The sequence below is a fragment of the Streptomyces rhizoryzae genome (assembly GCF_023155275.1).
Lineage (GTDB): Bacteria > Actinomycetota > Actinomycetes > Streptomycetales > Streptomycetaceae > Streptomyces > Streptomyces rhizoryzae.
In genome coordinates, this window is sequence record NZ_JALMUV010000048.1 from 38,743 (window position 1) to 61,558 (window position 22,816).

General features: G+C 75.5%; 20 protein-coding genes. 3 read left to right on the forward strand and 17 right to left on the reverse strand.

What is annotated here, in order from left to right:
* Positions 1 to 16 precede the first annotated feature (16 nt).
* From MUU72_RS29285 to MUU72_RS29300, 4 genes are all read right to left on the reverse strand, one after another.
* A complete protein-coding gene (locus MUU72_RS29285) occupies positions 17 to 1,006 on the reverse strand; it encodes an MASE1 domain-containing protein (RefSeq protein ID WP_248016433.1) in 990 nt (329 codons plus the stop codon).
* 55 nt (positions 1,007 to 1,061) lie between these two features.
* Positions 1,062 to 1,901 (reverse strand): PP2C family protein-serine/threonine phosphatase, encoded by an 840-nt coding sequence (locus tag MUU72_RS29290; RefSeq protein WP_248016434.1) that lies wholly within the window; start codon positions 1,899 to 1,901, stop codon positions 1,062 to 1,064.
* A 67-nt stretch (positions 1,902 to 1,968) separates the two neighbouring features.
* The gene (locus tag MUU72_RS29295) at positions 1,969 to 3,528 is read right to left on the reverse strand and encodes an APC family permease (protein WP_248016451.1); all 1,560 of its coding nucleotides are present in this window, start codon (positions 3,526 to 3,528) and stop codon (positions 1,969 to 1,971) included.
* 218 nt (positions 3,529 to 3,746) lie between these two features.
* Positions 3,747 to 3,992, reverse strand: coding sequence for an acyl-CoA carboxylase subunit epsilon (locus MUU72_RS29300; RefSeq protein WP_248016435.1), 246 nt, complete (start codon positions 3,990 to 3,992; stop codon positions 3,747 to 3,749).
* Positions 3,993 to 4,185: 193 nt separating this feature from the next.
* Here MUU72_RS29300 and efeB point away from each other — a divergent pair, with 193 nt between their 5' ends.
* Positions 4,186 to 5,466 carry an iron uptake transporter deferrochelatase/peroxidase subunit gene (efeB, locus tag MUU72_RS29305; RefSeq protein WP_248016436.1) on the forward strand — a complete coding sequence of 427 codons (1,281 nt, stop codon included), beginning with the start codon at positions 4,186 to 4,188 and terminating at the stop codon, positions 5,464 to 5,466.
* 155 nt (positions 5,467 to 5,621) lie between these two features.
* Here the strand turns inward: efeB and hypE are convergent, their stop codons facing one another.
* The 10 genes from hypE to MUU72_RS29355 form a co-directional block, all read right to left on the reverse strand.
* Positions 5,622 to 6,722, reverse strand: a complete 1,101-nt coding sequence (gene hypE, locus MUU72_RS29310) for a hydrogenase expression/formation protein HypE (protein ID WP_282504862.1) — start codon at positions 6,720 to 6,722, stop codon at positions 5,622 to 5,624.
* Positions 6,715 to 7,839, reverse strand: coding sequence for a hydrogenase formation protein HypD (gene hypD, locus MUU72_RS29315; RefSeq protein WP_248016437.1), 1,125 nt, complete (start codon positions 7,837 to 7,839; stop codon positions 6,715 to 6,717). Before hypD ends, hypE begins: the two co-directional genes overlap by 8 nt.
* Positions 7,836 to 8,126 (reverse strand): HypC/HybG/HupF family hydrogenase formation chaperone, encoded by a 291-nt coding sequence (locus tag MUU72_RS29320; protein ID WP_248016438.1) that lies wholly within the window; start codon positions 8,124 to 8,126, stop codon positions 7,836 to 7,838. The genes hypD and MUU72_RS29320 overlap by 4 nt, the downstream gene beginning before the upstream one ends.
* Before the next feature lie 49 nt (positions 8,127 to 8,175).
* A complete protein-coding gene (hypF, locus tag MUU72_RS29325) occupies positions 8,176 to 10,557 on the reverse strand; it encodes a carbamoyltransferase HypF (RefSeq protein ID WP_248016439.1) in 2,382 nt (793 codons plus the stop codon).
* Positions 10,554 to 11,312, reverse strand: a complete 759-nt coding sequence (hypB, locus tag MUU72_RS29330) for a hydrogenase nickel incorporation protein HypB (RefSeq protein WP_248016440.1) — start codon at positions 11,310 to 11,312, stop codon at positions 10,554 to 10,556. Before hypB ends, hypF begins: the two co-directional genes overlap by 4 nt.
* A 4-nt stretch (positions 11,313 to 11,316) precedes the next feature.
* A complete protein-coding gene (locus MUU72_RS29335; RefSeq protein ID WP_248016441.1) occupies positions 11,317 to 11,697 on the reverse strand; it encodes a hydrogenase maturation nickel metallochaperone HypA/HybF in 381 nt (126 codons plus the stop codon).
* A gap of 140 nt (positions 11,698 to 11,837) precedes the next feature.
* Positions 11,838 to 12,392 (reverse strand): hydrogenase maturation protease, encoded by a 555-nt coding sequence (locus tag MUU72_RS29340; RefSeq protein WP_248016442.1) that lies wholly within the window; start codon positions 12,390 to 12,392, stop codon positions 11,838 to 11,840.
* A 158-nt stretch (positions 12,393 to 12,550) separates the two neighbouring features.
* The gene (locus MUU72_RS29345; RefSeq protein ID WP_248016443.1) at positions 12,551 to 13,249 is read right to left on the reverse strand and encodes a DUF4232 domain-containing protein; all 699 of its coding nucleotides are present in this window, start codon (positions 13,247 to 13,249) and stop codon (positions 12,551 to 12,553) included.
* Positions 13,250 to 14,303: 1,054 nt separating this feature from the next.
* Entirely contained in the window at positions 14,304 to 16,829 is a 2,526-nt protein-coding gene (locus tag MUU72_RS29350) for an MFS transporter (RefSeq protein ID WP_248016444.1), read from the reverse strand.
* A 511-nt stretch (positions 16,830 to 17,340) separates the two neighbouring features.
* The gene (locus MUU72_RS29355) at positions 17,341 to 18,057 is read right to left on the reverse strand and encodes a ScbR family autoregulator-binding transcription factor (RefSeq protein ID WP_308403889.1); all 717 of its coding nucleotides are present in this window, start codon (positions 18,055 to 18,057) and stop codon (positions 17,341 to 17,343) included.
* Between the two features lie 164 nt (positions 18,058 to 18,221).
* Between MUU72_RS29355 and MUU72_RS29360 the strand changes: the two genes are divergently transcribed.
* Together MUU72_RS29360 and MUU72_RS29365 are read left to right on the forward strand one after the other, a co-directional pair.
* Positions 18,222 to 19,211 (forward strand): ScbA/BarX family gamma-butyrolactone biosynthesis protein, encoded by a 990-nt coding sequence (locus MUU72_RS29360; protein ID WP_248016446.1) that lies wholly within the window; start codon positions 18,222 to 18,224, stop codon positions 19,209 to 19,211.
* Positions 19,212 to 19,456: 245 nt separating this feature from the next.
* On the forward strand, positions 19,457 to 20,221 hold the full coding sequence (locus MUU72_RS29365) for an SDR family oxidoreductase (protein WP_248016447.1): 765 nt from the start codon (positions 19,457 to 19,459) through the stop codon (positions 20,219 to 20,221).
* A 30-nt stretch (positions 20,222 to 20,251) separates the two neighbouring features.
* On the opposite strand, the gene MUU72_RS29370 is transcribed toward MUU72_RS29365, so the two are convergent.
* The 3 genes from MUU72_RS29370 to MUU72_RS29380 form a co-directional block, all read right to left on the reverse strand.
* On the reverse strand, positions 20,252 to 20,767 hold the full coding sequence (locus MUU72_RS29370; RefSeq protein ID WP_248016448.1) for a methylated-DNA--[protein]-cysteine S-methyltransferase: 516 nt from the start codon (positions 20,765 to 20,767) through the stop codon (positions 20,252 to 20,254).
* A complete protein-coding gene (locus MUU72_RS29375) occupies positions 20,764 to 22,242 on the reverse strand; it encodes an AlkA N-terminal domain-containing protein (RefSeq protein ID WP_248016449.1) in 1,479 nt (492 codons plus the stop codon). The genes MUU72_RS29370 and MUU72_RS29375 overlap by 4 nt, the downstream gene beginning before the upstream one ends.
* A 100-nt stretch (positions 22,243 to 22,342) precedes the next feature.
* Positions 22,343 to 22,570: a hypothetical protein gene (locus MUU72_RS29380; RefSeq protein ID WP_248016450.1), complete on the reverse strand. Its 228-nt coding sequence runs from the start codon at positions 22,568 to 22,570 to the stop codon at positions 22,343 to 22,345.
* Between the last annotated feature and the right edge of the window lie 246 nt (positions 22,571 to 22,816).

The following is a 22,816-nucleotide window of genomic DNA, read 5'->3' on the forward strand; positions in this document are numbered from 1 at the left end:
GCGGGCCCGCGGCCGGTCAGCCCTCCGGTGGCCAGGCGCGCCGCCGCTCCCCCGGCGCGAGCCGGTCCACCACCTCGGCGAGCTCCTGGCACGCCTGCTCGACGCGGTGCCGGATGGCGTTCTGCTCGGTGACGATCGCCGACAGCAGCAGCGCGGTGAGCGCGGCGGAGGCGTTGAGGGCCTGGAGGTTGACCATCGCCTCCAGCAGGCTGTGGCCGGTGAACGGGCCGTACCGGCCGGTGGCCGCGCTGATCGCGAAGACCGAGATCACCAGGACGCAGGGCGCCGCCCCGATCAGCTGGAACCGCAGCGCCGCCCACACGATCAGCGGGAAGACGAGGAACAGCACGGCCAGCGTGGTCCGGGTGACCAGCAGCGACATCCCCACCGTGGCGGCCAGCAGCGCGGCCGCCTCCGCCCACCGGTAGAGCGGGATGGCCCGCGGCGGCTGCGCCGTCCGCAGGGCGAGCAGCAGCGGGGTGACCACCAGGACGCCCATCGCGTCCCCCGCCCACCAGGACGCCCAGGTGCGCCAGAAGTCGGCGGCCGGCAGCGCCCCGGTGAGCACCTGGGTGCCGCTGCCCAGCGTCGCGCTGATCACCATCGCGGCGAACGCGCCGAGGGCGACCAGCGCCACCCCGTCGCGCAGCCGGTCCAGTTCGGGGCGGAACCCGGCCCGCCGCAGCATCACGCAGGCGCACACCGGCGCGAGGGTGTTGCCGGCGATCACACCGATGCCGGCCAGGTCGAGGCGGGTGAGGGTGGAGATGACCAGCAGGGTGCCGAGCGCGATGCCCGGCCACATCCGCAGGCCCAGCAGGAGCAGGAAGCTCAGCGCGATCCCGGTGGGCGGCCACAGGGGGCTGACCACCGCACCCGCGACCACCACCTGCTCCAGCAGGCCGACCTTCGCGGCCCCGTAGTAGACGGCGGCGAGTACGAGGTTCCCCAGGAGGACCGCCGGAGCGGCCCGACGGATGTCCCCGGTGCCCACCACGTCTGCCATCAGACAACGCCGGCGGCCGGGCACCGGACGCGACACGCGCGCCCGGCCGCCTGCTTCACCCGGCCCCGGCCCCGGCCCCGTCCGCGCCGTGGCGCAGCACGATCACCGCGGCGTCGTCGGTGTGCCCGGTCAGCTCGGCGACGCCCATCACCGCCCCGGCGGTCTCGGCGGGGTCGGCCCCGGCCCGGGCGCTGACCACGCGGGCCACCTGCGCCAGCCCGGCTTCGATCGGGAACGAGGGGCCCTCGACGACCCCGTCGGTGAGCAGCACGAACGTACCCGCCGCGGTGAGCCGGCGGCGGGTGACCGGGTAGCCCTGCCCGGGCAGGACGCCCAGCGGGAGGCCGCCGGGGTCCTCGGCCAGGCCCCAGCGGCGGTCGGTGGTGGCCCAGACGCCGGGGACGTGCCCGGCGCGGGCGCTGGCCAGCTCCCGGGTCGCCGGGTCGTAGCGGACGAAGGTGCAGGTGGCGAAGAGTTCGCAGTCGATGGAGAGCAGCAGGTCGTTGGCGCGGCTGAGCACCTCGCCGGGGTCCGGGGCGTGGGCGGCGACGGCCCGCAGCCCGATCCGGATCTGCCCCATGAAGGCGGCGGCCTCGACGTCGTGGCCCTGGACGTCGCCGACGGAGAAGGCCAGCGAGCCGTCCGGCAGCGGGAAGCCGTCGTACCAGTCGCCGCCGATGGCGAGGCCGTGCCGGGCCGGTGCATAGCGGGCGGCGGTGCGCAGGCCGGGGATGTCGGGGAGGGAGGCCGGCAGCATCTCGCGCTGGAGGACCTCGGCCAGCTCGACCCGGGCCCGCTGGAGTTCCGCGCTCGCGCGCGCCTGGGCGGTCAGCTGCCCGAGCGTGGTGAGCAGGTCGTCGGCGCTCGCCGGCCGCGGGGGACGACGCCGCAGCATGCGTTCATCATATTTCGGCGGCCCGGCCTCCGCTTGGCGGCCGTCCGGCGCGGGGGCGGGCCGCCGTTCAGACGGCGGGCCGCCGGGCCGCGGCCAGCTGGGCGGCGCCGGACCGCACGGCCCAGAAGAACACCGCCAGCGCCACGGCGGCCACCGCCAGCGAGTCGTACGGGGCGGGCAGCCGGCCGGAGCCCTTGAAGGTGCCCAGCCAGGACAGCGCGGTGAGCGCGAGGAGGTGGACCACCAGCCAGGCGCCGGTGCGCAGTTCGGCGGCCAGCGGGCGGCGCGGTCCGGCACCGTCGCGGGCGGCGGCCCCGGCGCCGGGCCGCCGCATGACCAGGAAGAGCGCCACCCCGGCCAGGACCAGCGGCAGCGCCAGCCGCAGGTCGTGCCAGCCCGACCAGTAGATGAACTCGCTGGCCACCACGAAGCTCAGCGGCGCGATCCAGCGCAGCCCCGGTACCCAGCCGGCCGTACCGCCGCCCTCCTCGGTGCGGAAGACCGCGACGGCGACCGCGGACGCGGCGTAGACCAGCAGGTACATGTCGCCCATCACGCTGACGATGTCCTGCCAGCCGCCGAACGGCAGCAGGAACAGCACGATCACCACGAGGTTGATCACCAGTGCCCGGCGCGGCATGCCGGAGCCCTCGTCGACCTTCATGAAGTAGCGCGGGATGGTGCCGTTCTTGGCGAGGGCGTAGGTGTGGCGGGCGTCGATGGCCACGCCCACGTAGGCCGAGCCGCCCGGTGAGAGGACCGCGTCGGCGTAGAGCAGGCTGGACAGCCAGTGCAGGTTGAGGATGAGCGCCAGCTGCCCGAACGGCGATTCGAAGGAGACACCCTTCCAGCCGCCACCCAGCAGGTGCTCGGGGACGGTGAAGAGGTAGGCCACCTGGAGCGCCAGGTACATCAGGACGGCCAGGCCGATCCCGGCCAGGACGGCCCAGGGCAGGGTGCGGCGCGGGGTGCGGGTCTCACCGGAGAAGTCCAGCGGGGCCTGGAAGCCGTTGACGGAGTAGACGATGCCGCCGCCGGCCAGCGCGGTCAGGCAGGCGACGTAGCCGTACGGGGCGAAGCCGCCGTGGTCGGTGAGGCGGCCGCTGTGCCAGCCGGAGGCGATCAGGGCGAGCACGGTGGCGACCGGCACGGCGATCTTGAAGATCGAGACCAGGTTGTTCAGGCGGGCGAAGAGCCGGACCGCGAACCAGTTCAGCGCGGTCAGCAGCACGCTCAGCCCGATGGCCAGGCCCAGCCCGGCCAGGGTGAGGGTGTGGCCGTTGTAGAGGCCCGGGAGGTAGTGCGCGGTGTACTGCATGATCGCGCTGATCTCGGCGGCGGTGCCGCCGACGGACAGCAGCACCGACCAGCCGACGAGGGTGCCGACCAGCCGGCCGTTGGCGAACAGCGGCCAGCGGACGGTACCGCCGCCCTCCGGCCGGGACGCGCCCAGCTCGATCATGACCAGGGCGACCAGCCCGCACAGCAGGCCCGCGCCCACCCAGGACAGCAGCGCGGCGGGCCCGGCGGTCTGGGCCGCGTACATCGCCGCGAACAGCCAGCCGGAGCCGACGATGTTGGAGAAGCCGATCCCGGTCAGCCCCCAGAACCCCAGGTCCCGCCGCAGTCGGCGCTCCTGCGCCCGCACCTCGGGCGCGCCGTCCCCGACGGCCTCACCCGACACCTGACGTTCCGCCACCGAAACGGCCTCCTCGACTCGCTGTCCGCGCTGGTCAGGACCCTACTCGACGGGGTCCCGCGCGCGGGCGGCCGAGTGTTGCGGCCGTGTGAAGCCTGTGTGACGACGTGGGCGAACGAGCAGCTCAGGGGGTGGCGACCGGGGGGTCAGCCGCAGGTCCAGCAGCCGGCCCAGCAGGCGCACCGGACGCGGTGGTGGTCCAGCTGGCGATCGGTGAGCCCGTTGCCGCCGGGGGCCGCGCCGCCGTCGCCGGCCGTCGCGCCGTCGCCGGCCGCCGCCCGGGCCAGGGCGAGCCGGCCGAGCAGGATGACGGTGAGCGCCGCCAGCTCCTCCGGTTCGGCGTGGCCCCGGACGATGCGCAGCGGGACCGGTACGGGCTCCTCGGTGGTCACCTGGCCGACGCTAGGAGGCGGCCGGCGCGGCGGCGCGGGGGCCTGCGCCGTTCGGCGGCCGGGCGGCCACCCCAGGCGTGATTTCGGCGGGCCCGGCCGTGTTGTTCCCGGCGGCCGCCGGGCCGGCGGCGAGGATCGCGCGCAGTACGTGCACGGACACCGGCGGCGGATGACGCAGTGGGGATGGCGGGCGATGAGATGTGAGCGGACCGACGGGCGGGACCCGGCCCGGGACGACGGACGGCGGGACTTCCTGAAGTACGCGGCCGGGATCGCGGGGGCGGCCGCGACCGGTGCGGCGGCGGCCGGCGAGGCGGTGGCCGCCCCGGTGGGCCCGCCGTCCGGGGACCGCGCCGCGGGCCGCTCGGCGGACGGCCGGGAGCTGCCGCCGGACCGGGTGCCGTTCCACGGCCGCCACCAGGCCGGCATCCTCACCCCGCAGCAGCTCTTCGCCGGCTTCGCCGCGTTCGACGTGCTGGGGCAGGACCGGGCGGACCTGACCCGGCTGCTCAAGACGCTGACCGAGCGGTGCCGGGTGCTGTCCGCCGGGGTGAAGCCGCGGGACGAGCGGACGGCCGCGGAGCCGCGGACCCCGGACTCGCTGACCGTCACGGTGGGGCTGGGGGCGTCCCTCTTCGACGACCGGTTCGGGCTGGCCGGGCACAAGCCGCGGCACCTGAAGGCGATGCCGGCGTTCCCCGACGACCGGCTGGAGCCGGCGCGCTGCCACGGCGACCTCTCGGTCCAGGTCTGCGCGGAGCACCCGGACGCGATCGTGCACGTGCTGCGCGACCTGGGCCGGGCGACGCACGGGATGGTCCGGCCGCGGTGGCGGATGGACGCGTTCATGAACCCGTCCCGGCCCTCGGGGTCGCCGCGGAACTTCCTCGGCTTCAAGGACGGCATCGTCAACCCCGACACCGCCTCGGCGCGGGAGCGGGACCGGCTGATCTGGGTGACTCCGCCGTGCGGCGAGCCGGAGTGGGCCGAGGGCGGCAGCTACCAGGTGCTGCGGCTGATCCGCTTCCACACCGAATCCTGGGACCGGGTGCCGGTGACCCGCCAGGAGCGGATCTTCGGGCGGCACAAGGCCAGCGGCGCGCCGCTGGGCCGCGAGCGGGAGAACGACGCGCCGGACTACCGCCACGACCCCGACGGCCGGACCATCCCCCTGGACGCGCACATCCGGCTCGCCAACCCGCGCACCCCGCACACCGACCGGTCCCGTTTCCTGCGCCGCAGCTACAACTACGACCAGGGCTACGACCGGCACGGCCGGATGAACCTCGGGCTGGTCTTCTGCGGCTACCAGCAGAACGTGGAGCGGCAGTTCGCCACCGTGCAGCGCCGGCTCCGGCACGAACCGCTGGCCCGCTTCATCACCCCCGAGGGCGGCGGCTACTTCTTCGTCCTGCCCGGCGTCCGGGACGAGGACGACTGGTTCGGTTCCCGGCTGATGCGGGACACCCGCTAGCGGCACCGGTAACGCCGGCCGGCGCGACGGGCCCCGGGCCGCCTCCCCACCGGAGCGGCGACCCGGGGCCCGTCGCGTCAACTCACCCCATCGGCAAGGCGGTTGACAGGTAGAAGGGGCGGGCGGCGGGAAGGGCCCCGCCGCCCGCACCCGGCTCAGCAGATCCGCGGGAGCTGCTCGCCCAGCGGCAGGTCGACGACCCGGGTGCCGCCCAGCGGGGTGCGGGCCACCACCATGCCGGGGTGCGCGGCGACCGCCTCGCCGATGATCGCGGCGTCGGTGCCCAGGGGGTGGGCGCGCATCGCGTCCAGCACCGCGTCGGCGTGCTCGCGGGGCACGAAAGCCACCAGCTTGCCCTCGTTGGCGACGTACATCGGGTCCAGGCCGAGGATGGCGCAGGCGTTGGCGACGGCCGGCGGGATGGGCACGGCCCGCTCGTCGAGGACCACACCGGTGGCCGAGGCGGTGGCGATCTCGTTGAGCGCGGCGGCCAGTCCGCCGCGGGTGGGGTCGCGCAGCACGTGCAGGTCGGGGGTGACCGCCAGCATGGTCTGGACGAGTCCGCCGAGCGCCGCGCAGTCGCTCTCGATCTCGACGCCGAACTCCAGGCCCTCGCGGACGCTCATGATGGCCACGCCGTGCACGCCGATCCCGCCGCTGACGATGACCACGTCGCCCGGTACGACCCGCTGCGGCCGCAGGTCCACGCCCGGCGGGATCACCCCGATCCCGGCGGTGTTGAGGTAGACCCCGTCGCCGCGGCCGGCCTCGACGACCTTGGTGTCGCCGGTGGCCAGCTCCACACCGGCGGCCCGGGCGGCGGCGCCCATCGCATCGGCGACCCCGGCGACCACCGGCATCTCCACGCCCTCCTCCAGGATGAAGCCGCAGGAGAGGTAGGCGGCCCGGGCGCCGCTCATCGCCAGGTCGTTGACGGTGCCGTTGACGGCCAGGTCGCCGATGCTGCCGCCGGGGAAGAACAGCGGCCGGACGACGTAGGAATCGGTGGAGAAGGCCAGCCGCTGCCCGCCGAGCGAGAAGACCGCGGAGTCGCCGAGCTGGGCGAGGAGTTCCCCGCCGAAGGCCGGCACGAAGATCTGCTGGACGAGTTCGGCGGAGAGCACGCCGCCCCCGCCGTGGCCCATCACCACGCGGGGGGTCTCGCGCAGCGGGGTGGGGCAGGTCCAGCCGGTGATGTCGACGGTGGGCAGGTCGCGGCTGCGCGGGGTGGGGGGCTGGGCGGTGGTGTCAGACAACGGGGGTCGCCTCCAAGGGGGTCGGCGCGGTGCCGAGCCGGCGGTAGAGGTAGTAGGCCGCGCAGGCACCCTCGTTGGAGACCATGGTGGCGCCGAGGGGGGTGCGCGGGGTGCAGGTGGTGCCGAACGCCTCGCACTCGTGGGGCTTGAGCAGCCCCTGGAGGACCTCGCCGCTGCGGCAGGCGGCGGGTTCGCGGGTGGTGATGCCCTCGACGGCGAAGCGGTGTTCGGCGTCGAAGTCCCGGTAGCGGTCGGCCAGCCGCCAGCCGCTGGCGGGGATGGTGCCGATCCCGCGCCAGCTGCGGTCGGCGACCTCGAAGACGTCGGCGAGCATGGCCCGGGCGGCGGGGTTGCCGTCGGGGTGGACGGCCCGCGGGTAGGCGTTGTCGACGGTGTGCTCACCGCGCTCCAGCTGGCGGACGGTGCGCCGGATGCCCTCCAGGATGTCCAGCGGCTCGAAGCCGGTGACGACGATCGGCACCCGGTGGCGGTCGGCCAGCGCGGGGTACTCGCCGGTGCCCATCACGCTGCACACGTGGCCGGCGGCCAGGAAGCCCTGGACGCGGCAGCTCGGCGACTCCATGATCGCCTCGATCGCGGGCGGTACCCGCACGTGCGAGACCAGCATGCTGAAGTTGCGGATGCCCAGCCGGCGTGCCTGGTGGACGGTCATCGCGTTGGGCGGGGCGGTGGTCTCGAAGCCGATGCCGAAGAACACCACCTCGCGGTCCGGGTTCTGCTGGGCGGTCTTCAGCGCGTCGAGCGGGGAGTAGACGACGCGGACGTCGCCGCCCTCGCCGCGTACCCGGAACAGATCGCGGTCGGTGCCGGGCACCCGCAGCATGTCGCCGAACGAGCAGAAGATCACCCCGGGCCGGGAGGCGATCTCCAGCGCCTTGTCGATCACCTCCAGCGGCGTGACGCACACCGGGCAGCCCGGCCCGTGGATCAGCTCGACCTCGTCCGGCAGGAGCTGGTCCAGGCCGTGCCGGATGATGCTGTGCGTCTGGCCGCCGCAGACCTCCATCAGCGCCCACGGCCGGGTCACCGTGGCGCGGATCTCGTCCAGCAGCCGCCGGGCCAGCTCGGGGTTCTGGAACTCCTCGATGTACTTCACTGCCCTACCTCCTGCGCTTCCTGGCCGGCGGCCGCCTCCCACGGGTCGCCGAACTCCTCCTGGAGCAGCCCCAGTTCCTCGAAGAGGGCCAGGGTCCGGCGGGCCGATTCCTCGTCCAGCCGCTGGAGCGCGAAGCCCACGTGGACGATCGCGTACTCACCGACCGCGAGGTCCGGTACGTACTCCAGGCACACCTCCTTGACCACCCCGCCGAAGTCGACGGTGGCCATCCGGGTGCCGTCCCGTTCCTCGATCTCCATCACCTTGCCGGGCACCGCCAGGCACATGGCTCCTCCTCGTCGTGCGGGTGCGGGTTACTGCGGGGGGATCACCGGGCTACGCGCCGCGCCTGCGGGCCGCGACCAGCAGCTGGCCGAGCGCCAGTCCGCCGTCGTTGGGCGGGACCAGGCGGTGCCGCAGCACGGTGAAGCCGTCCTGGCGCAGCGCGCGGGCCGCGTCCTCGGCCAGCAGGGTGTTGGCGAAGACCCCGCCGGTCAGGGCCACGGTCGCCAGGCCGGTGCGTTCCCTGGCCAGTCCGCAGCAGCGCCGGACGAGCCCGGCGACCGCGGCGTGGAAGCGGGCCGCGATCCGCTCCGGGCCGGTGCCGGCCCGGACGTCCTCGACGGCGGCGGCCAGGACCGGGGCGGGGTCGGCGACCAGCGCGGCCCCGCCGGCCGGGGCCCCGGTGCGCAGCGCGAAGGTGTAGCCGGGCCCGCGGTCCGCGCCGGCGGTGCGGGCCGCGGCCTCCAGGGCGGTGGCGGCCTGGGCCTCGTAGCCGGCGTGCTGGCAGATCCCGGCGAGCGAGGCGACGGCGTCGAAGAGCCGGCCCATGCTGGAGGTCGGCGCGCAGTTCACCTCGCGCTCCAACTGCCTTGCCAGCAGGCGTAGTTCGTCCGGCGGGCAGGCGGCGACCGGGGGCAGGCCGGCGGTCCAGGGCAGGCCCGCGGCGTGCAGGTGGGCCAGCGCCATGCGGTACGGGCGGCGGACGGCGGTGTCGCCGCCGGGCTGCGGGACGTAGCCGAGCTGGGCGAAGCGGCGGTAGCCGGCGTAGTCGGCGAGCAGGATCTCCCCGCCCCAGACGGCGCCGTCGTCGCCGTAGCCGGTGCCGTCGAAGGCGACGCCGATGACCGGCTGCCGCCCGTCCAGGCCGTGTTCGGCCATCGCGGCGGCGATGTGGGCGTGGTGGTGCTGGACCCGGACCAGCGGCCGGCCCGCGGTGTGCCGGGCGGCCCACTGCCCGGTGCGGTAGCCGGGGTGGCGGTCGGTGGCGAGCAGCCGCGGCCGGACGCCGGTGATGGTCTCCAGGTGCGCCCCGGCCCGTTCGAACGCCAGCTGGGTGGCCAGGTCGTCCATGTCGCCGATGTGCGCGGAGAGCCAGGCCCGGCGCCCCTCCCCCAGGCACAGCACGGTCTTGAGGTCGCCGCCGGTGGCCAGCGCGGGCCGGACCGGCACCGGCAGCGGCACCGGGTACGGCGCGCAGCCGCGCGAACGCCGGACGTAGAGCGGCTCCCCGTCGCTGATCCGGACCACCGAGTCGTCGCACGGGACCTGGATCGCCCGGTCGTGGGTGAGCCAGGCGTCGGCCAGCCCGGCCAGCCGCACCAGGGCGTCCGCCTCGTCCGTGACGAGGGGTTCGCCCGCCACGTTGCCGCTGGTCATCACCAGCAGCCGGGGGCCGGGCGGGTCGCCGGGCAGGCCGAACAGCAGGTGGTGCAGCGGGGTGTAGGGCAGCATCAGACCGAGGTCGGGGCTGCCGGGGGCGACGGCGTCGCAGACCGCGGGCGCCCCCGGCGCGGGCCCGTCCGGACGGCGGCGCAGCAGCACGATCGGCCGTACCGGCCCGGTGAGCAGCGCCCGCTCCTCCGCACCGACCTCCACCAGCTGTGCCACATCGGACAGTTGACGGGCCATCAGTGCGAACGGCTTGTCGCCGCGGCACTTCCGGCGCCGCAGCTCGGCCACCGCCCGTTCGTCCCCGGCGTCGCAGACCAGGTGGTAGCCGCCGAGCCCCTTGACCGCGACGATCGCGCCCCGGGCGAGCAGCTGCCGGGTGCCGGCCACCGGGTCGCCGGGGACCGGGCGCGGCGGGGCGGCCGGGTCGTCCCCGGCGGCCAGCAGCCGCAGCCGGGGGCCGCAGTCGTGGCAGGACAGCGGCTGGGCGTGGAACCGCCGGTCGGCCGGGTCGGCGTACTCGGCGGCGCAGCGCGGGCACATCGGGAAGCCGGCCATGGTGGTCTGCGCGCGGTCGTAGGGCAGCGCGCGGACGATGGTGAAGCGCGGTCCGCAGTGCGTGCAGGTGACGAACGGGTGCCGGTAGCGGCGGTCGGCCGGGTCGGTCAGTTCGGCCAGGCAGGCGTCGCAGGTGGCGGCGTCCGGGGCGACCAGGGTGCGGGCCGGGCCGGTGCTGCGGGACGGCAGGATGGTGAAGCCGGTGCCGCCGGAGGCCGCGAGGTCCTCGCCGTCCACGGCCTCCACGACCGCCAGCGGCGGCGCCTCGGCGCGCAGCCGCGCGCCGAAGCGGCGCAGCGCGCCGGGCGGCCCCTCCACCTCGGCGACCACGCCCTCACCGGTGTTGGAGACGTGGCCGGTCAGGCCCAGTTCGGTGGCCAGGCCGTGGACGAACGGGCGGAATCCGACGCCCTGGACGATGCCCCGCACGGTGATCCGGCGGCGGACCGGGGCCGCCGCGGGGGCCGCGTCGGGCGGCCGGACGGTCATGAGCGGCTCGACCCCACCGCGCCGCGGTCGCCCGCCCGGTCCGCCGGACCGTCGTGCAGGTGGTGCGACCGCCGGGTCATCACCGGGATGTGCGCCGGACCGCCGTCCCGGGCCGCCAGTGCCCGGTCCAGCAGCACCCCGGCGCCCTCGCCGCCGCGCACCGACGTGCGGAGGACCTCGGCGCCGGGGTTGACGCGCTCCACATTGGCGCGGAACTCCGCCTCGTCGAAGTCCACCGCCGCGGCGATATCGCTCTTGGTGATCAGGACCAGATGGGCCAGGCCGAAGGCGGTGGGGTACTTCAGCGGCTTGTCCTCGCCCTCGGTCACCGAGGCCAGCACCACCCGCAGCGTCTCCCCCAGGTCGTACGAGGCCGGGCAGACCAGGTTGCCGACGTTCTCGACGAACAGCAGCTGGGTCCCGGCGGGCAGCCAACCGTCCAGATGGCCGCCGAGCATCTCGGCCTCCAGGTGGCACAGCCCGTCGGTGAGCACCTGCTTGACGGGCACGCGGGAGCGGGCCAGGCGCACCGCGTCGTTCTCGGTGGCCAGGTCGGCGGTGAGCGCGGCGACCGGCACCCCGCGCTCCCGGGCCAGGGTCAACTCCCGTTCCAGCAGGGCGGTCTTGCCGCTGCCCGGGCTGGACAGCAGGTTGACGACCGCGGTGCCGCGGGCCGCCAGGTCCTCCCGGAGGGTGTGCGCGCAGGCGTCGTTCTTGGCGAGCACCGCCTGCTGGAGGTCAAGGACACGGCACATGGGATCAGCGCTCCTCGTGCGTCGGGGTGGGTACCGGGGCGTCGTGCCAGGTGACGTCGGCGATCCTCAGTTCGCGGCCGGACAGCAGGTCCACGGCCGCGCCCCCGCATCCGGGGCAGCTCAGCCGCGGCGGCACGCCCGCCGGCCAGGTCCGGCCGCAGCCGCCGCAGCGGGCGCGGGCCGGGACCTGGTCGGTGACCAGCTCGGCGCCGGCCAGGACGGTGCCCTCGCGGGCGAGCTCGAAGGAGAAGGCCAGGGCGTCGGGGACCACTCCGGCCAGTTCGCCGATCTCCAGCCGGACGCGGCTGACCGCGGTCGCGCCTTCGGGCCGGACCGCGCTCTCGACCTGGTCGATGACCGCCAGCGCGATGGACATCTCGTGCATCGGCCCGTCTCTTTCGGTGGGTACGACCGGTTGCCGCCGGGCTTCATTAGACGGCGCGGCCCCGGGGCGTCCGGGGTGCCTCGCCGGGGCGGGGCGGTGGCGTACACCGTTCGGTGCAGCGGAAAACGGCGGGCGGGCGCTCAGCCGGTGGCGGCGGGGGTGCCGGCGGGGTCGCTGTCCGGGAGCGGTGCGCCGACCAGCCGCAGCACCATGCGGACCGCCTCGTCGACGGCGGCGGCGACCGGTGCGCTCAGGCCGATGCCCTCGGAGATGTCGGCGGGTTCGCAGCCGACGACCAGGACGCGTTCCGGGCGGCGGGCGCCGGTGCCGGCGCTGAGCATGCCGAGCAGCGCCAGGACCGCGTCGGGCGTCATGTGGTGGGCGTCGACGGGGACCGGCTCGGGCGGGGCGGCCGGGGCCTCGGTGGTGGCGTCGAGCAGGTAGAGCGAGCCGGGTGCCCCGCCGCGCGCGGCGGCGTCCACCAGCAGCACCGTGGCGTAGCCGTCCAGCATCCGGTAGGCCAGGTGGACGCCGCGGACACCGGCGTCGACCAGTTCCACCCCGTCGGGCAGCGGATGCGCGCCGAGCGCGCGGACGGCCTCGACGCCGAAGCCGTCGTCGCCGAGGAAGATGTTGCCGACGCCGGCGATCAGGGTGCGGCCGGGCGGGAGGGGGCGGGGCGGGGCGCTGCTCACTGGTCCTCCAGGGCGCGGGTCCGTCGGGCGGGAAGCGGCGTCGGCACGGCTTCCGCCCCCTTCGTAGCACCGCCGGGGACGTGGCGAGAGCGGACGGGGGCCGTTCCGGTGACGCACCAGCGCCGGAACGGCCCCCGCGGCCCGAGGGGGAACGGGCGTCAGGACGGCGACCCGGCCTCCACGGTGGTCACGGTGAACGTCCCGCCGCAGACCCGCAGCCCGTTGCTGCCGGTGGTCATGGACTCCTTCGACCCGGGCGGGTAGACGAAGACGATCTGGGAGTTGCCCCAGCAGGGGATGTCCGAGACGCCCTCGTTGACCGTGTGCAGCAGGGCGTGCGCGCTCTGTCCGGGCTGGAGCCGGACCGCGCCGCCGGCGCCGCCCTCGCGGGTGGCGGGCGTACCGACCGCCGAGCCGTCGCGCTGGATCAGCGAGACGCCCGGGAAGCCGCGCAGCGTGCACGCCTTCTTGCCCTTGTTGGTGAAGACCAGCGGCACGCGGATGTTGCCCGCGCCGACGTCGGTGCGGCCCAGGCCCAGCGACATGTTCGCCGCGGTGCAGCGGTCCGAGGCCGTCATGGCCGAAGGGTTGGCCTGGCTGGCGTTGGGGACGCCGGAGGTACCGGCGGAGGGCTTGGCCGCACCGGACGGCCGGGCCGCGTTCCCCGAGGACTGCGCGCTGCTCCCGGCCGACGGCGCGCCGGTGGCGCCCGAGGTGGCGGGCGCGGCGGCCGACGAGGGGCGAGAGGCGCCGTCCGTGCCGTTCTGGCAGGCGGACAGCGTCAGCGCGGTGACGGCGATCAGCGATCCGGCGGCGACCCGCCGGCCACGGCCGCGGGTCAGGGTGGCGAGCGACATGAGTCCCCCTCCTCTGGTAGGTGGGTCCCTGATAACAGTGGGTGCGTTCGGTCCGTCCGTTGCTCTTCCAGCGTGCGCCCGGACACTGCCGGTCCGCTAACGAGGCACTAACACACCACTAACGGGGCCGCGCGCCCGGTACCACGCCGCCCCGGCCGGCCCGGACGACCGGCCGGGAATTCCGGAGCGCCGCCCAGGCTCGCAGAAATCCCCGCGGGTTGCGGCCGCGGCACCACGAGCTTCGGCCGTTTCAGCGTTCCCGCCCACCGTCCCCGTAAGCACCTTCCGCCCCAGTTGTCACACGGTGGACGCCCCGGCCGCCCGGATGTGCGCAGGACCGGGCCCAGGACGTCGGCGCTGGTGGCACCGCCGGCCACCCGGACCACGGCGGCCGCCCCCACTCGACCGAAATCCCACCATAGGGTGTAGAGGAGACGCCCCACTTGACACGGGGGTTGCACCCCACCACCCCATTCCGGCCACCCGGCGCCACCCCGGCCCTCCCCGACCACGGCCCCCCACGCCGAACGCCGGACCGGCCGACCGTCCCCACCCCCGAAGGCCGCACCCGCGCCCGGTCCCCCTCCCGAGCCCACCCCAAAGGGCCCCTCAAGCCCACCCCACCCAACGGGGGCCGCCTCACCGACAGGGGCAAGACCCGTCTCAAGGGCCCCTCCAGGGGCCTCAGCCACCCTCCAGGGGGACGAGACCGCGCACCGCCACCAACGGCCGCAGGGAAGGGGGCCCACCGGGGGAAAGTCGGCGACGGTGCGGGGCGGAGGGGATGACCCGGGGTGCGCCCGCAGGATCTGGAGCGAACCGCGGGGTATTCCTCATCACACGGACCAGAAGCGCCCGCACCGAGGACGTACCCCGGGGCAGCCCCTCCGCCCCCCACCCACGGCGGAACGCCGAGGCCACCCCAGCCACCCACGGCGCCCAGCGACGACAACGTGGGGCGGCCCCACAAAGAACACCCACGGCGCGCAACGACGACAACGTGGGACAGCCACAAACAACCCACCCCGCCGTAACCACAGCGCGGGCAGACCCCTCACCGCTGGGACAGCGCCACCTCAACCCAGGCGTCCGCGCCCCCCGCCAGGGATATCGGCTCCGCCTGCGGCGGGTACCCCGCGGCCGAAAGGGTGTAGTGCCGCCCGCTCAGATCGGTGAAGGCGTAGGCGCCGTCCGGGCCGGTGACGGTGTGGCCGGCGACCGCGCCGTCCTCCAGCAGCGTCACGGACGCGTCGGCCACCGGCTGCCCGTCCGGCCCGCGGACCGTCCCCCGCACCGTGGCCGTCGGCCGGAGCCGGACCTCGAACTCCCCGGCGGACGCGGCCGGTTCACCCCCCTCGGCACCGGCACCAGCACCGACCCCAACCCCGTCGCCGCCACCCAACCGCACCGCACGCGCCTGCGGCTGATGGCCCGGCGCGCTCAGGACGAGGGTGTAGTCCCCGTCGGGCAGTTGGGCGACCGCCCACCTGCCCTCGGCATCGGTCGCCGTACGGGCCACCACGTCCCCGTGGCCGTCGGTGAGCACGACGCCGGCCCCGGCCAGCCCGGCCCCCTCCGGACCGCCCCGCACGGTGCCGCGCAGCCGGCTGCCGACGGCCGTGAGGACCAGGTCCGTCCCGGCCCTCGCGGTCTCGCCGTCGTAGGTGGCGGACGCGGCCTGCGGGGCGTGGCCGGGAGCGGTGGCGGTGAGGACGTAGGTGCCCGCGGCGGGGGCGGCGAGCGCGTACATCCCGTCGGCGTCGGCGGTGGTGACGCCGGCCTGCCGCCCCTGACGGTCGATCAGCGTGACCGTGGCCCGCGCGACCACGCCGCCCGCGGCGTCCACCACCCGCCCCAGGAACGCACTCCCGCGCCCCTCGGCGGAACCCACCGAGCCCGGCGCACCAGCCGCATCAGCGGACCTCACCGAGCCCACCGACCCAGCAAGACCTGACGGGCCATCAGGGCTCGCCGCCCCAACGGCCTCAACACCCCCCGAGCCACCGACCGCATCGGCACCCCGCCCGGCGCCCGGCTCCGCACTCGGCTCCACCCCCGACTCACCGCCCGACTCCGCGGCCGCCACCAACGTCTCCCGTGCCCGCACCCGTCCCTGCCCCGGTGCCGTGCGCGGGGACGGCAGGAAGGCGGCCAGCAGCACGCCGAGGGCGACGGCGGCCGTGGCGATCAGGAAGGAGACGCGGAAGCCGGCCATCGTCGGGACCGCGACCGGGCCCAGCGGCTCCGACATATGGGCCAGCACCATGCCGATCACGGCGCTCGACACCGAGGTGCCGATGGACCGCATCAGGGTGTTCAGCCCGTTGGCCGCACCGGTCTCGGACGGGTCGACCGCGCCGATGATCAGCGCCGGGAGGGAGGAGTACGCCAGGCCGATGCCCGCGCCGACCACCACCGCGATGATGACGGTCTGCCAGGGCGCCTGCATCAGGCCGATACCGCCGCCGTAGCCGACGCCGATGACCAGCATGCCGATCAGCAGGGAGACCTTCGGGCCGCGCCGGGCGGCGATCCGGGCGTACAGCGGCGCCACGAACATCATCGTCAGGCCCAGCGGCGCCACGCACAGCCCGGCCACCACCATCGACTGGCCGAGGCCGTAGCCGGTCGCCTTCGGCAGCTGGAGCAGCTGCGGCAGCACCAGGGAGATGGCGTAGAACGCCACGCCGACCGTGATGGAGGCGAGGTTGGTGAGCAGCACCTCGCGCCGGGCGGTGGTGCGCAGATCGACCAGCGGGTCGGCGATCCGCAGCTCCATCACGCCCCACAGCACCAGGATCAGCGCCGCGGCCCCGAACAGCCCGAGGGTGGTGGGCGAGCCCCAGCCCCAGTCGCTGCCCTTGGTGATGGGCAGCAGCAGGGCGACGAGCCCGGCGGTCAGGCCGAGGGCGCCGGCGACGTCGAAGCGGCCGGGCGCCCGCACCGCCGTCTCCGGGACGACGAGCACGGTGAGCAGCATGGAGAGCACGCCGAGCCCGGCGGCACCGAAGAACAGCGTGTGCCAGTCGGTGTGCTGGGCCACCAGCGCCGCGGCGGGCAGCGCGAGTCCGCCGCCGACGCCGATCGAGGAGCTCATCAGGGCCATCGCCGAGCCCAGGCGCTCCCGGGGGAGTTCGTCGCGCATCAGGCCGATGCCGAGGGGTATCGCGCCCATCGCGAAGCCCTGGAGCGCCCGGCCGACGATCATGACCAGCAGCTGGCTGGTGAAGCCGCAGATCAGCGACCCGACGACCATCACGGCGAGGCTGGCCAGCAGCATCCGGCGCTTGCCGTGGAGGTCGCCGAGGCGGCCCATGATCGGGGTGGCGACGGCGCCGGCGAGGAGGGTGGCGGTCATGACCCAGGTGGCGTTGCCGGGCGCCGTGCCGAGCAGGGCCGGCAGGTCCTTGATGACCGGGACGAGCAGGGTCTGCATCACCGCGACGACGATGCCCGCGAACGCGAGGACGGGGACGATCCCGGCGCGCGCTCTGCGGTGGCGGCCCTCGGGGGGCGGCGGCAGCGGCGCGGCGCGGTCCGCCGTCCTGGCGGGGAGCTGGTCCGTCGTCGTCGGGGTCATGCGGGTGGCCTCCAGGCGGCAGGAGTGGCGGAGAGCGGTGCGCCGTGCGCGGCGCCGCACGGCGTGCGGACAGGGGCGGGCCCTGATACGTGCATGACGAACGTGTCAGCCGGAGGGGCTATTCCGCGGCCCCGGGGCCCGTCTCACCCCCCGGGCGGTGATCTCCCTCACGTCCGCCGCCCCGGGCCGCCGCCGCGCTCCCCGGACGCGCCCCCGGCCGCGCCAACTCCCGTACACCGCACGGCACGTGGAGCTCTCCGCTCCGTTCGGCACCCCGCCCATCGGACCTCCCCCGTTCCCGTCCTCATCCCGCCCCGGCCCCGCCCCGGCCCCGACCTGATCCCGCGCCGGTCTCGGCCCGGACTCGGCCGGGACTCGTACCGGCCTCGACCCGGCACCTCGCGGCCGCGCCCCGCACTCGTTCGGGACACTGGATCCAGTGAACCGCACACCACTGACAATCAGCCGACCGAGGGATCGCGAGCGGGCCGCGGGGCGCCGGCGGGGCCCCTCAGGGCGCCGCGTCGACCAGGGCCTTCCCCTCACCGTCCGCGGCCGTGCCCGGGTCCGCGGCGGGCGCCTCCCCGGCCGCCTCCCGCTGGAGTTCGGCGTCGAGCCGGGCGCCGCGCTCGGGGTCGAGTCTGAGTCTGGCGAGTATGGCGGGCACCGCGATGGTCGGCAGGACGTGCTCGAAGAACACCGTGAGCCGGTGGCTGAGGTCGCCCTGGTTGGTGAACGCCTTCGACATCATCTGGAGGCCGGCGAAGGCACCGACGAACAGCTCGGCGGTGTCCCGGACGTTGACGCTCTCCAGCATTTCGCCGCGCGCCTTCGCCTCGTTGAGCAGGCCCTCGACGAACGCGGACCACGCCGTCATCGACTGCTTGCGGTCGAGGTGGTTGGAGCCCTGCTCGATGGCGAGGCGGGCGGCGCCGCGCTGGATCGGATCGTGCCGGAGCCGGTACGCCAGGACCTGGCCGGCGTCGACGAACTCCTGGAGTTTGATCGCCTGCGGGCGCACCGAGATGTCCAGCACCTGCTCGTGCAGGACGGCGAGCGCGAGTTCCTCCTTGGAGGGGAAGTGGAAGTACAGGGCGCCCTTCGTCACCCCCGCGCGCGCGAGGATCTCCGCGATGGTCGCGCGGTCGAATCCGAGCTCGTCGAAGACCGACGCGGCGGCTTCCAGAATCACTCGCCGGGTCCTGATCGCGCGGTCCTGACGTGCCACAGGACGCCTCCCATTCCTCAAAGGCTTGAGTCTCTCAGCATTTCGCTACGGCTCAAGTCTCCTCCAGTTCCATGGGTCCCCCGCACCTCCATTGAAAAGAAAACCGGATGGTACGTATCTTAACCGTGTCCGGAGCTCTCCCGTTTTGATGCCTAGGGGCTGTCATGAGCGACACGTTGCAGGTCAGCGGTGCGGTTCGGCCCGCGACCCGACGTCAGGCCCAGCCGGTCCGGAACCACCCCGCCCCGGCCCCGGCGCGGCGGACGGCGGTCACCCCCGTCCCCCGCGAGCTGGTGCACCGCCCCCGCGCCGAGGACGTCCTGATCACGGCGTGGCGCCGACTGGGTCCGGGCCGCTTCACGGTGACCGCCCGGTGGCCCCACGACCACCACTACCTCGCCCCGCGCCACGGCCGGCACCACGTCCTCCTCGCCGGAGAAACCATCCGGCAGGCCGGACTGCTGCTGTCGCACGCCGAGTTCGACGTTCCGCTCGGCCACCACTTCATCCTCGGCGACCTCGTCTACACCACGGATCCCGACTACCACGTGGCCGGGGAGGGGCCGACGCGGCTGACCATCGGGGTCGAGTGCAGCCGGACCCGGATGCGGGCCGGCATGCTGGCCGGCAGCCGCTTCGACATGACGCTCCGGGACGGCGACCGCATCGTGGCGCGCGGCCACTCGCACGTGAACGTGACCTCCCCGGCCGTCTACCGGCGGCTGCGCGGGGAACGGCTCACCGCGCGCCGCGCCCCCGGCCCGCTCCCCGGGGCCGTCCCACCGGAGCTGACCGGCAGCGCCGCCGACCGCGATGTGCTGCTCTCCCCCACCGGGCACCCGGGCCGCTGGCGGCTGCGGATCGCACCCGGCCACGCCACCGTCGTCAACCCGGCGAACGATCACATCCCCGGCCTGGCGCTGCTGGACGCGGCGCAGCAGGCGGCCCGCGTGCTGACCGCTCCCGAGCCGTTCGTCCCGTACGCGTTCGCCACGGAGTTCCGCCGGTACGCGGAGCACGGCGCACCCTGTCTGATCGAGGCGCACCGGCTGCCGACGGCGGTCCCGGGCACCGCAGCGGTCGAGGTCACCGGCACGCAGCACGGCGAACCGGTGTTCGTCTCGACGCTGACGGCGGTGGTCCCCCACCGCTGAGCGGGCCGGACGGACCGGCACCGGTCCGCCCGCCCACCGCTTCCCCGATGGGCCCGCGCGGTCCATCCTCCCTTCGTCGCGGGCCCGCCGGGCCCGTTGACCACGTGGGCGGACGACGAGCCGGCGACCGGGCGGCCCGTCCGGCCGGGAGCCGGTCCGCCGGCTCCCGCCGCGCCCGCGCACGCACGACCCCGGTCACGGCGGCAACGGGCCGCCATGAGCACTACGGAAGGCCGAATTCGACCATGGGTGACCTCAACGGAAAGACCGCGCTGGTGACCGGATCCAGCCGGGGCATCGGCCGGGGCATCGCGCAGCGCCTCGCCCGGGACGGTGCGCTGGTCGCCGTCCACTACGGGAGCAACGACATCGCGGCCAAGGAGACCGTCGAGACCATCCGGGACGAGGGCGGCCGGGCGTTCCTGATCAACGCGGAGCTGGGCGTGCCGGGCGACGCCGAGGCGCTGTTCGCCGCCTTCGACGCGGAACTGGCCGCGTCCGGCGCGGCGCCCGGCCTGGACATCCTCGTCAACAACGCGGCGATCAGCCTGCCCGGGCACATCGGCGAGGTGACGCCGGAGGAGTTCGACCGCACCATCGCGGTCAACACCAAGGCGCCGTTCTTCCTCATCCAGCACGGCCTGCGGCGGATGCGGGACGGCGGGCGGATCGTCAACATCTCGTCCGCGGTGACGACCACGGCCTTCCCCTCGACCATCGCCTATGGGGTCTCCAAGGGCGCGATCGACACCCTGACCCGGACGCTGGCCAAGGATCTCGGCGAGCGCGGGATCACGGTCAACACCGTGGCGCCGGGCTTCATAGAGACCGACATGAACGCGGCGATGCGGTCAACTCCCGAGGCGCAGGCGGCCCTCGCGGCCATCTCGGTGTTCAACCGGCTCGGCCGGACCACGGACGTCGCCGACGTGGTGGCGTTCCTCGCCTCGGACGACTCCCGGTGGATCACCGGCCAGCGGTTCGACGTGACCGGCGGATCGATGCTCTGACGGCGGCGGGAGCCGGCCCGCCCGGCTCCGTCAGTCGCCGTCCGGGACCGCCACCCCTTCGAGCCGGAGCAGCTGCCGCTTGCGCGCCAGGCCGCCCGCGTAGCCGGTGAGCGAGCCGTCGGCGCCGATGACGCGGTGGCAGGGCCGGATGACCAGCAGTGGGTTGGCGCCGATCGCCGTGCCGATGGCGCGGACGGCGCCGCGCGGCGCCCCGATGGCGGCCGCGATCGCCCCGTAGGTGGTGGTCGTCCCGTACGGGATGGCCTCCAGGGCCGCCCAGACGCGGCGCTGGAAGTCCGTCCCGCGCACCGGGGCGGGCGCGAGCGCGAAGGGGGCGCGCGCTCCCTCGAAATAGGCCCGCAGCTGCCGGGCGATCCCGGCGAACGCGTCCGGGTCGTGCGTCCAGCCGTCCCGGACGGCCGCGCCGCCCTTCTGGTCCGGCACGGACAGCGAGGCGAGGGCGGTGCCGCCGGGGGCGCCGGGGTCGGGCTCGCCGACCAGCAGCAGTGTGCCCAGCGGGCTGTCGAGGGTGGTGTAGAGGGTCATGCGCGGTCGTCCTGTCCGGTCGGTCGGTCTGCCGTCGCCCCGGTGGACGGGGCGGCGGCCCAGAGGTGGTGTGTGGCGTACGAACGCCAGGGCTGCCAGGCCGCCGGGTCGCCGCCGGTGTCCGGCGCCGCGGCGAGCAGGACATCGGGGTCGCCCAGGGCCCGCATCCGGATGTAGCCGGCGGTCCAGGGGCCGATGCCGGGCAGACCGCGGAGCGCGCGTTCCGTCCGGTCGCGGTCGGTGCCGGCGTCCAGGATGACGTCCCCGGCGGCGAGCGCGGCGGCCAGGGTCCGCAGGGTGGCGGCGCGCGGCGCGGACATCCCGGGCACGGCCGGCCCGGCGTCCGGGATCCCCGCCAGGTCGGCGGGGCGCGGGAAGAGGTGGGTGAGGGCGCCGGAAGGCCGTGGCAGCGGCGTGCCGTACGCCGCGACCAGGCGTCCCCCCAGGGCCCGGGCGGCGGCGGTGCCGGTCCGGCGGCCGAGGGCGGCGCGCACCGCGAGCTCGTCCGGGTCGGCCGCCCCCGGCGACCGCAGTCCCGGCCGGCGGGCGACCAGCGGCGCCAGGACGGGGTCCCCGCCGAGCCGTTCGCCGACCGCGTACGGATCGGCGTCCAGGTCGAACAGCCGGCGGACGCGCTGGGCGGCGGTGGCCAGGTCCCGCAGCTCGGTGAGGTGCAGCCGGCAGTCCAGCCAGCCGTCGCCGGCGGCCTCGTCGACCTCCGCGATGCCGGTGCCGTGCGGGAGCCGCAGCGTGCGCCGGTACGTGCGGCGGCCGGGCTCCCCGGTGACCTCCTCGACACCGGCCAGCGCCCGGTCCGCGAGGTAGTCGAAGAGCTGCCGCGCCGCGTACGGGCCGCGGAACGCCAGCCGCAGCGGCAGCACCCCGGCGGCGGGCGGTGCGGCCGGGCCGGAGCGGGCTCCGGGGCGGACGGCGCGCAGCGCGCTCGGGGTGAGCGCGTAGACCTCCTTGATGGTGTCGTTGAACTGGCGGATGCTGGCGAAGCCCGCCGCGAAGGCGATGTCGGCGACCGGCAGGCCGGTGGTCTGGAGCAGCACCCGCGCGGTGTGCGCACGCTGGGCGCGGGCCAGCGCGGCCGGACCGGCGCCGAGTTCGGCGGTCAGCTGGCGCTGCACCTGCCGGGCGCTGTAGCCGAGCCGGGCGGCCAGGCCCCCGACGCCCTCCCGGTCGACCACGCCGTCGCCGATCAGCCGCATCGCCCGGCCGACGACATCGGCCCTGATGTTCCACTCGGCCGACCCGGGGACGGCGTCCGGGCGGCACCGGCGGCAGGCGCGGAAACCGGAGCCCTGGGCGGCCGCGGCGGTCGGGAAGAAGGTGACGTTGCGTCGGCGGGGGGTGGTGGCGGGGCAGCTCGGCCGGCAGTAGATGCCGGTGGTGGACACCGCGAAGAAGAACGCCCCGTCGAACCGGCCGTCCCGGCTCCGCACCGCCTCGTACCTGCTGTCCTCGCTCATCACACCCCTACTGTGCGCCCTCCGGCCGGCCGCCTCCGGCGGAAATCGGACAGGGCGCTGCGGGGCGGGGCGACAGGCGGGGAAGGGGCGGCGGGGTGGGTCAGGGGGGCGGCATCGGCCAGTCGTCCAGGGAGCCGCCGCGCCATTCGACCAGGCGGGGGTCGTCCAGGGCGATGTCCTCGGCGGGGTCGGCGACACCCGCCCGGCGCAGGAACTCGGCCACGTCGCCCCGGCCGTGGGCCAGCCCGACGATCTGCCCGTGCACCGTCACCCGGCGGCCTCCGGACGGCGTCGGCGGGTGCACGATGACGGGCGGATGCTCGGTCATGCCTCCAGCCTGCGCCGGGCTCCGCGGGCGCGCACCTCGGCGCCCACCACGCGCGGACGGAGCGCCGGGCCCGCGCGGGCCCGGCGGACGGCACGGCCGGCGCCGCGGCCGCAGTGCGGCGGCCGCGACGCCGGCAGTCGGTGCTCCGGCCCGGGGTGCCCGGCCGTCCGGGCGCCCCGGGCCCCGGGGCTTCAGCCCTTGAGGTCGTATCCGGAGAGGCGCTCGACGCCGCGCAGGAGGGCGGAG

Excerpts from the sequence above, each read along its gene's own strand:
- MUU72_RS29365 (WP_248016447.1), top strand. The coding sequence starts at position 19,457 with ATGGGTGACCTCAACGGAAAGACCGCGCTGGTGACCGGATCCAGCCGG.
- MUU72_RS29320 (WP_248016438.1), bottom strand. The coding sequence starts at position 8,126 with ATGTGCCTGGCGGTGCCCGGCAAGGTGATGGAGATCGAGGAACGGGAC.
- MUU72_RS29370 (WP_248016448.1), bottom strand. The coding sequence starts at position 20,767 with ATGACCCTCTACACCACCCTCGACAGCCCGCTGGGCACACTGCTGCTG.
- MUU72_RS29360 (WP_248016446.1), top strand. The coding sequence starts at position 18,222 with ATGAGCGACACGTTGCAGGTCAGCGGTGCGGTTCGGCCCGCGACCCGA.
- MUU72_RS29345 (WP_248016443.1), bottom strand. The coding sequence starts at position 13,249 with ATGTCGCTCGCCACCCTGACCCGCGGCCGTGGCCGGCGGGTCGCCGCC.
- MUU72_RS29375 (WP_248016449.1), bottom strand. The coding sequence starts at position 22,242 with ATGAGCGAGGACAGCAGGTACGAGGCGGTGCGGAGCCGGGACGGCCGG.
- hypF (WP_248016439.1), bottom strand. The coding sequence starts at position 10,557 with ATGACCGTCCGGCCGCCCGACGCGGCCCCCGCGGCGGCCCCGGTCCGC.
- MUU72_RS29335 (WP_248016441.1), bottom strand. The coding sequence starts at position 11,697 with ATGCACGAGATGTCCATCGCGCTGGCGGTCATCGACCAGGTCGAGAGC.
- MUU72_RS29350 (WP_248016444.1), bottom strand. The coding sequence starts at position 16,829 with ATGACCCCGACGACGACGGACCAGCTCCCCGCCAGGACGGCGGACCGC.
- MUU72_RS29290 (WP_248016434.1), bottom strand. The coding sequence starts at position 1,901 with ATGCTGCGGCGTCGTCCCCCGCGGCCGGCGAGCGCCGACGACCTGCTC.
- MUU72_RS29285 (WP_248016433.1), bottom strand. The coding sequence starts at position 1,006 with ATGGCAGACGTGGTGGGCACCGGGGACATCCGTCGGGCCGCTCCGGCG.
- efeB (WP_248016436.1), top strand. The coding sequence starts at position 4,186 with ATGAGATGTGAGCGGACCGACGGGCGGGACCCGGCCCGGGACGACGGA.
- MUU72_RS29380 (WP_248016450.1), bottom strand. The coding sequence starts at position 22,570 with ATGACCGAGCATCCGCCCGTCATCGTGCACCCGCCGACGCCGTCCGGA.
- hypB (WP_248016440.1), bottom strand. The coding sequence starts at position 11,312 with ATGTGCCGTGTCCTTGACCTCCAGCAGGCGGTGCTCGCCAAGAACGAC.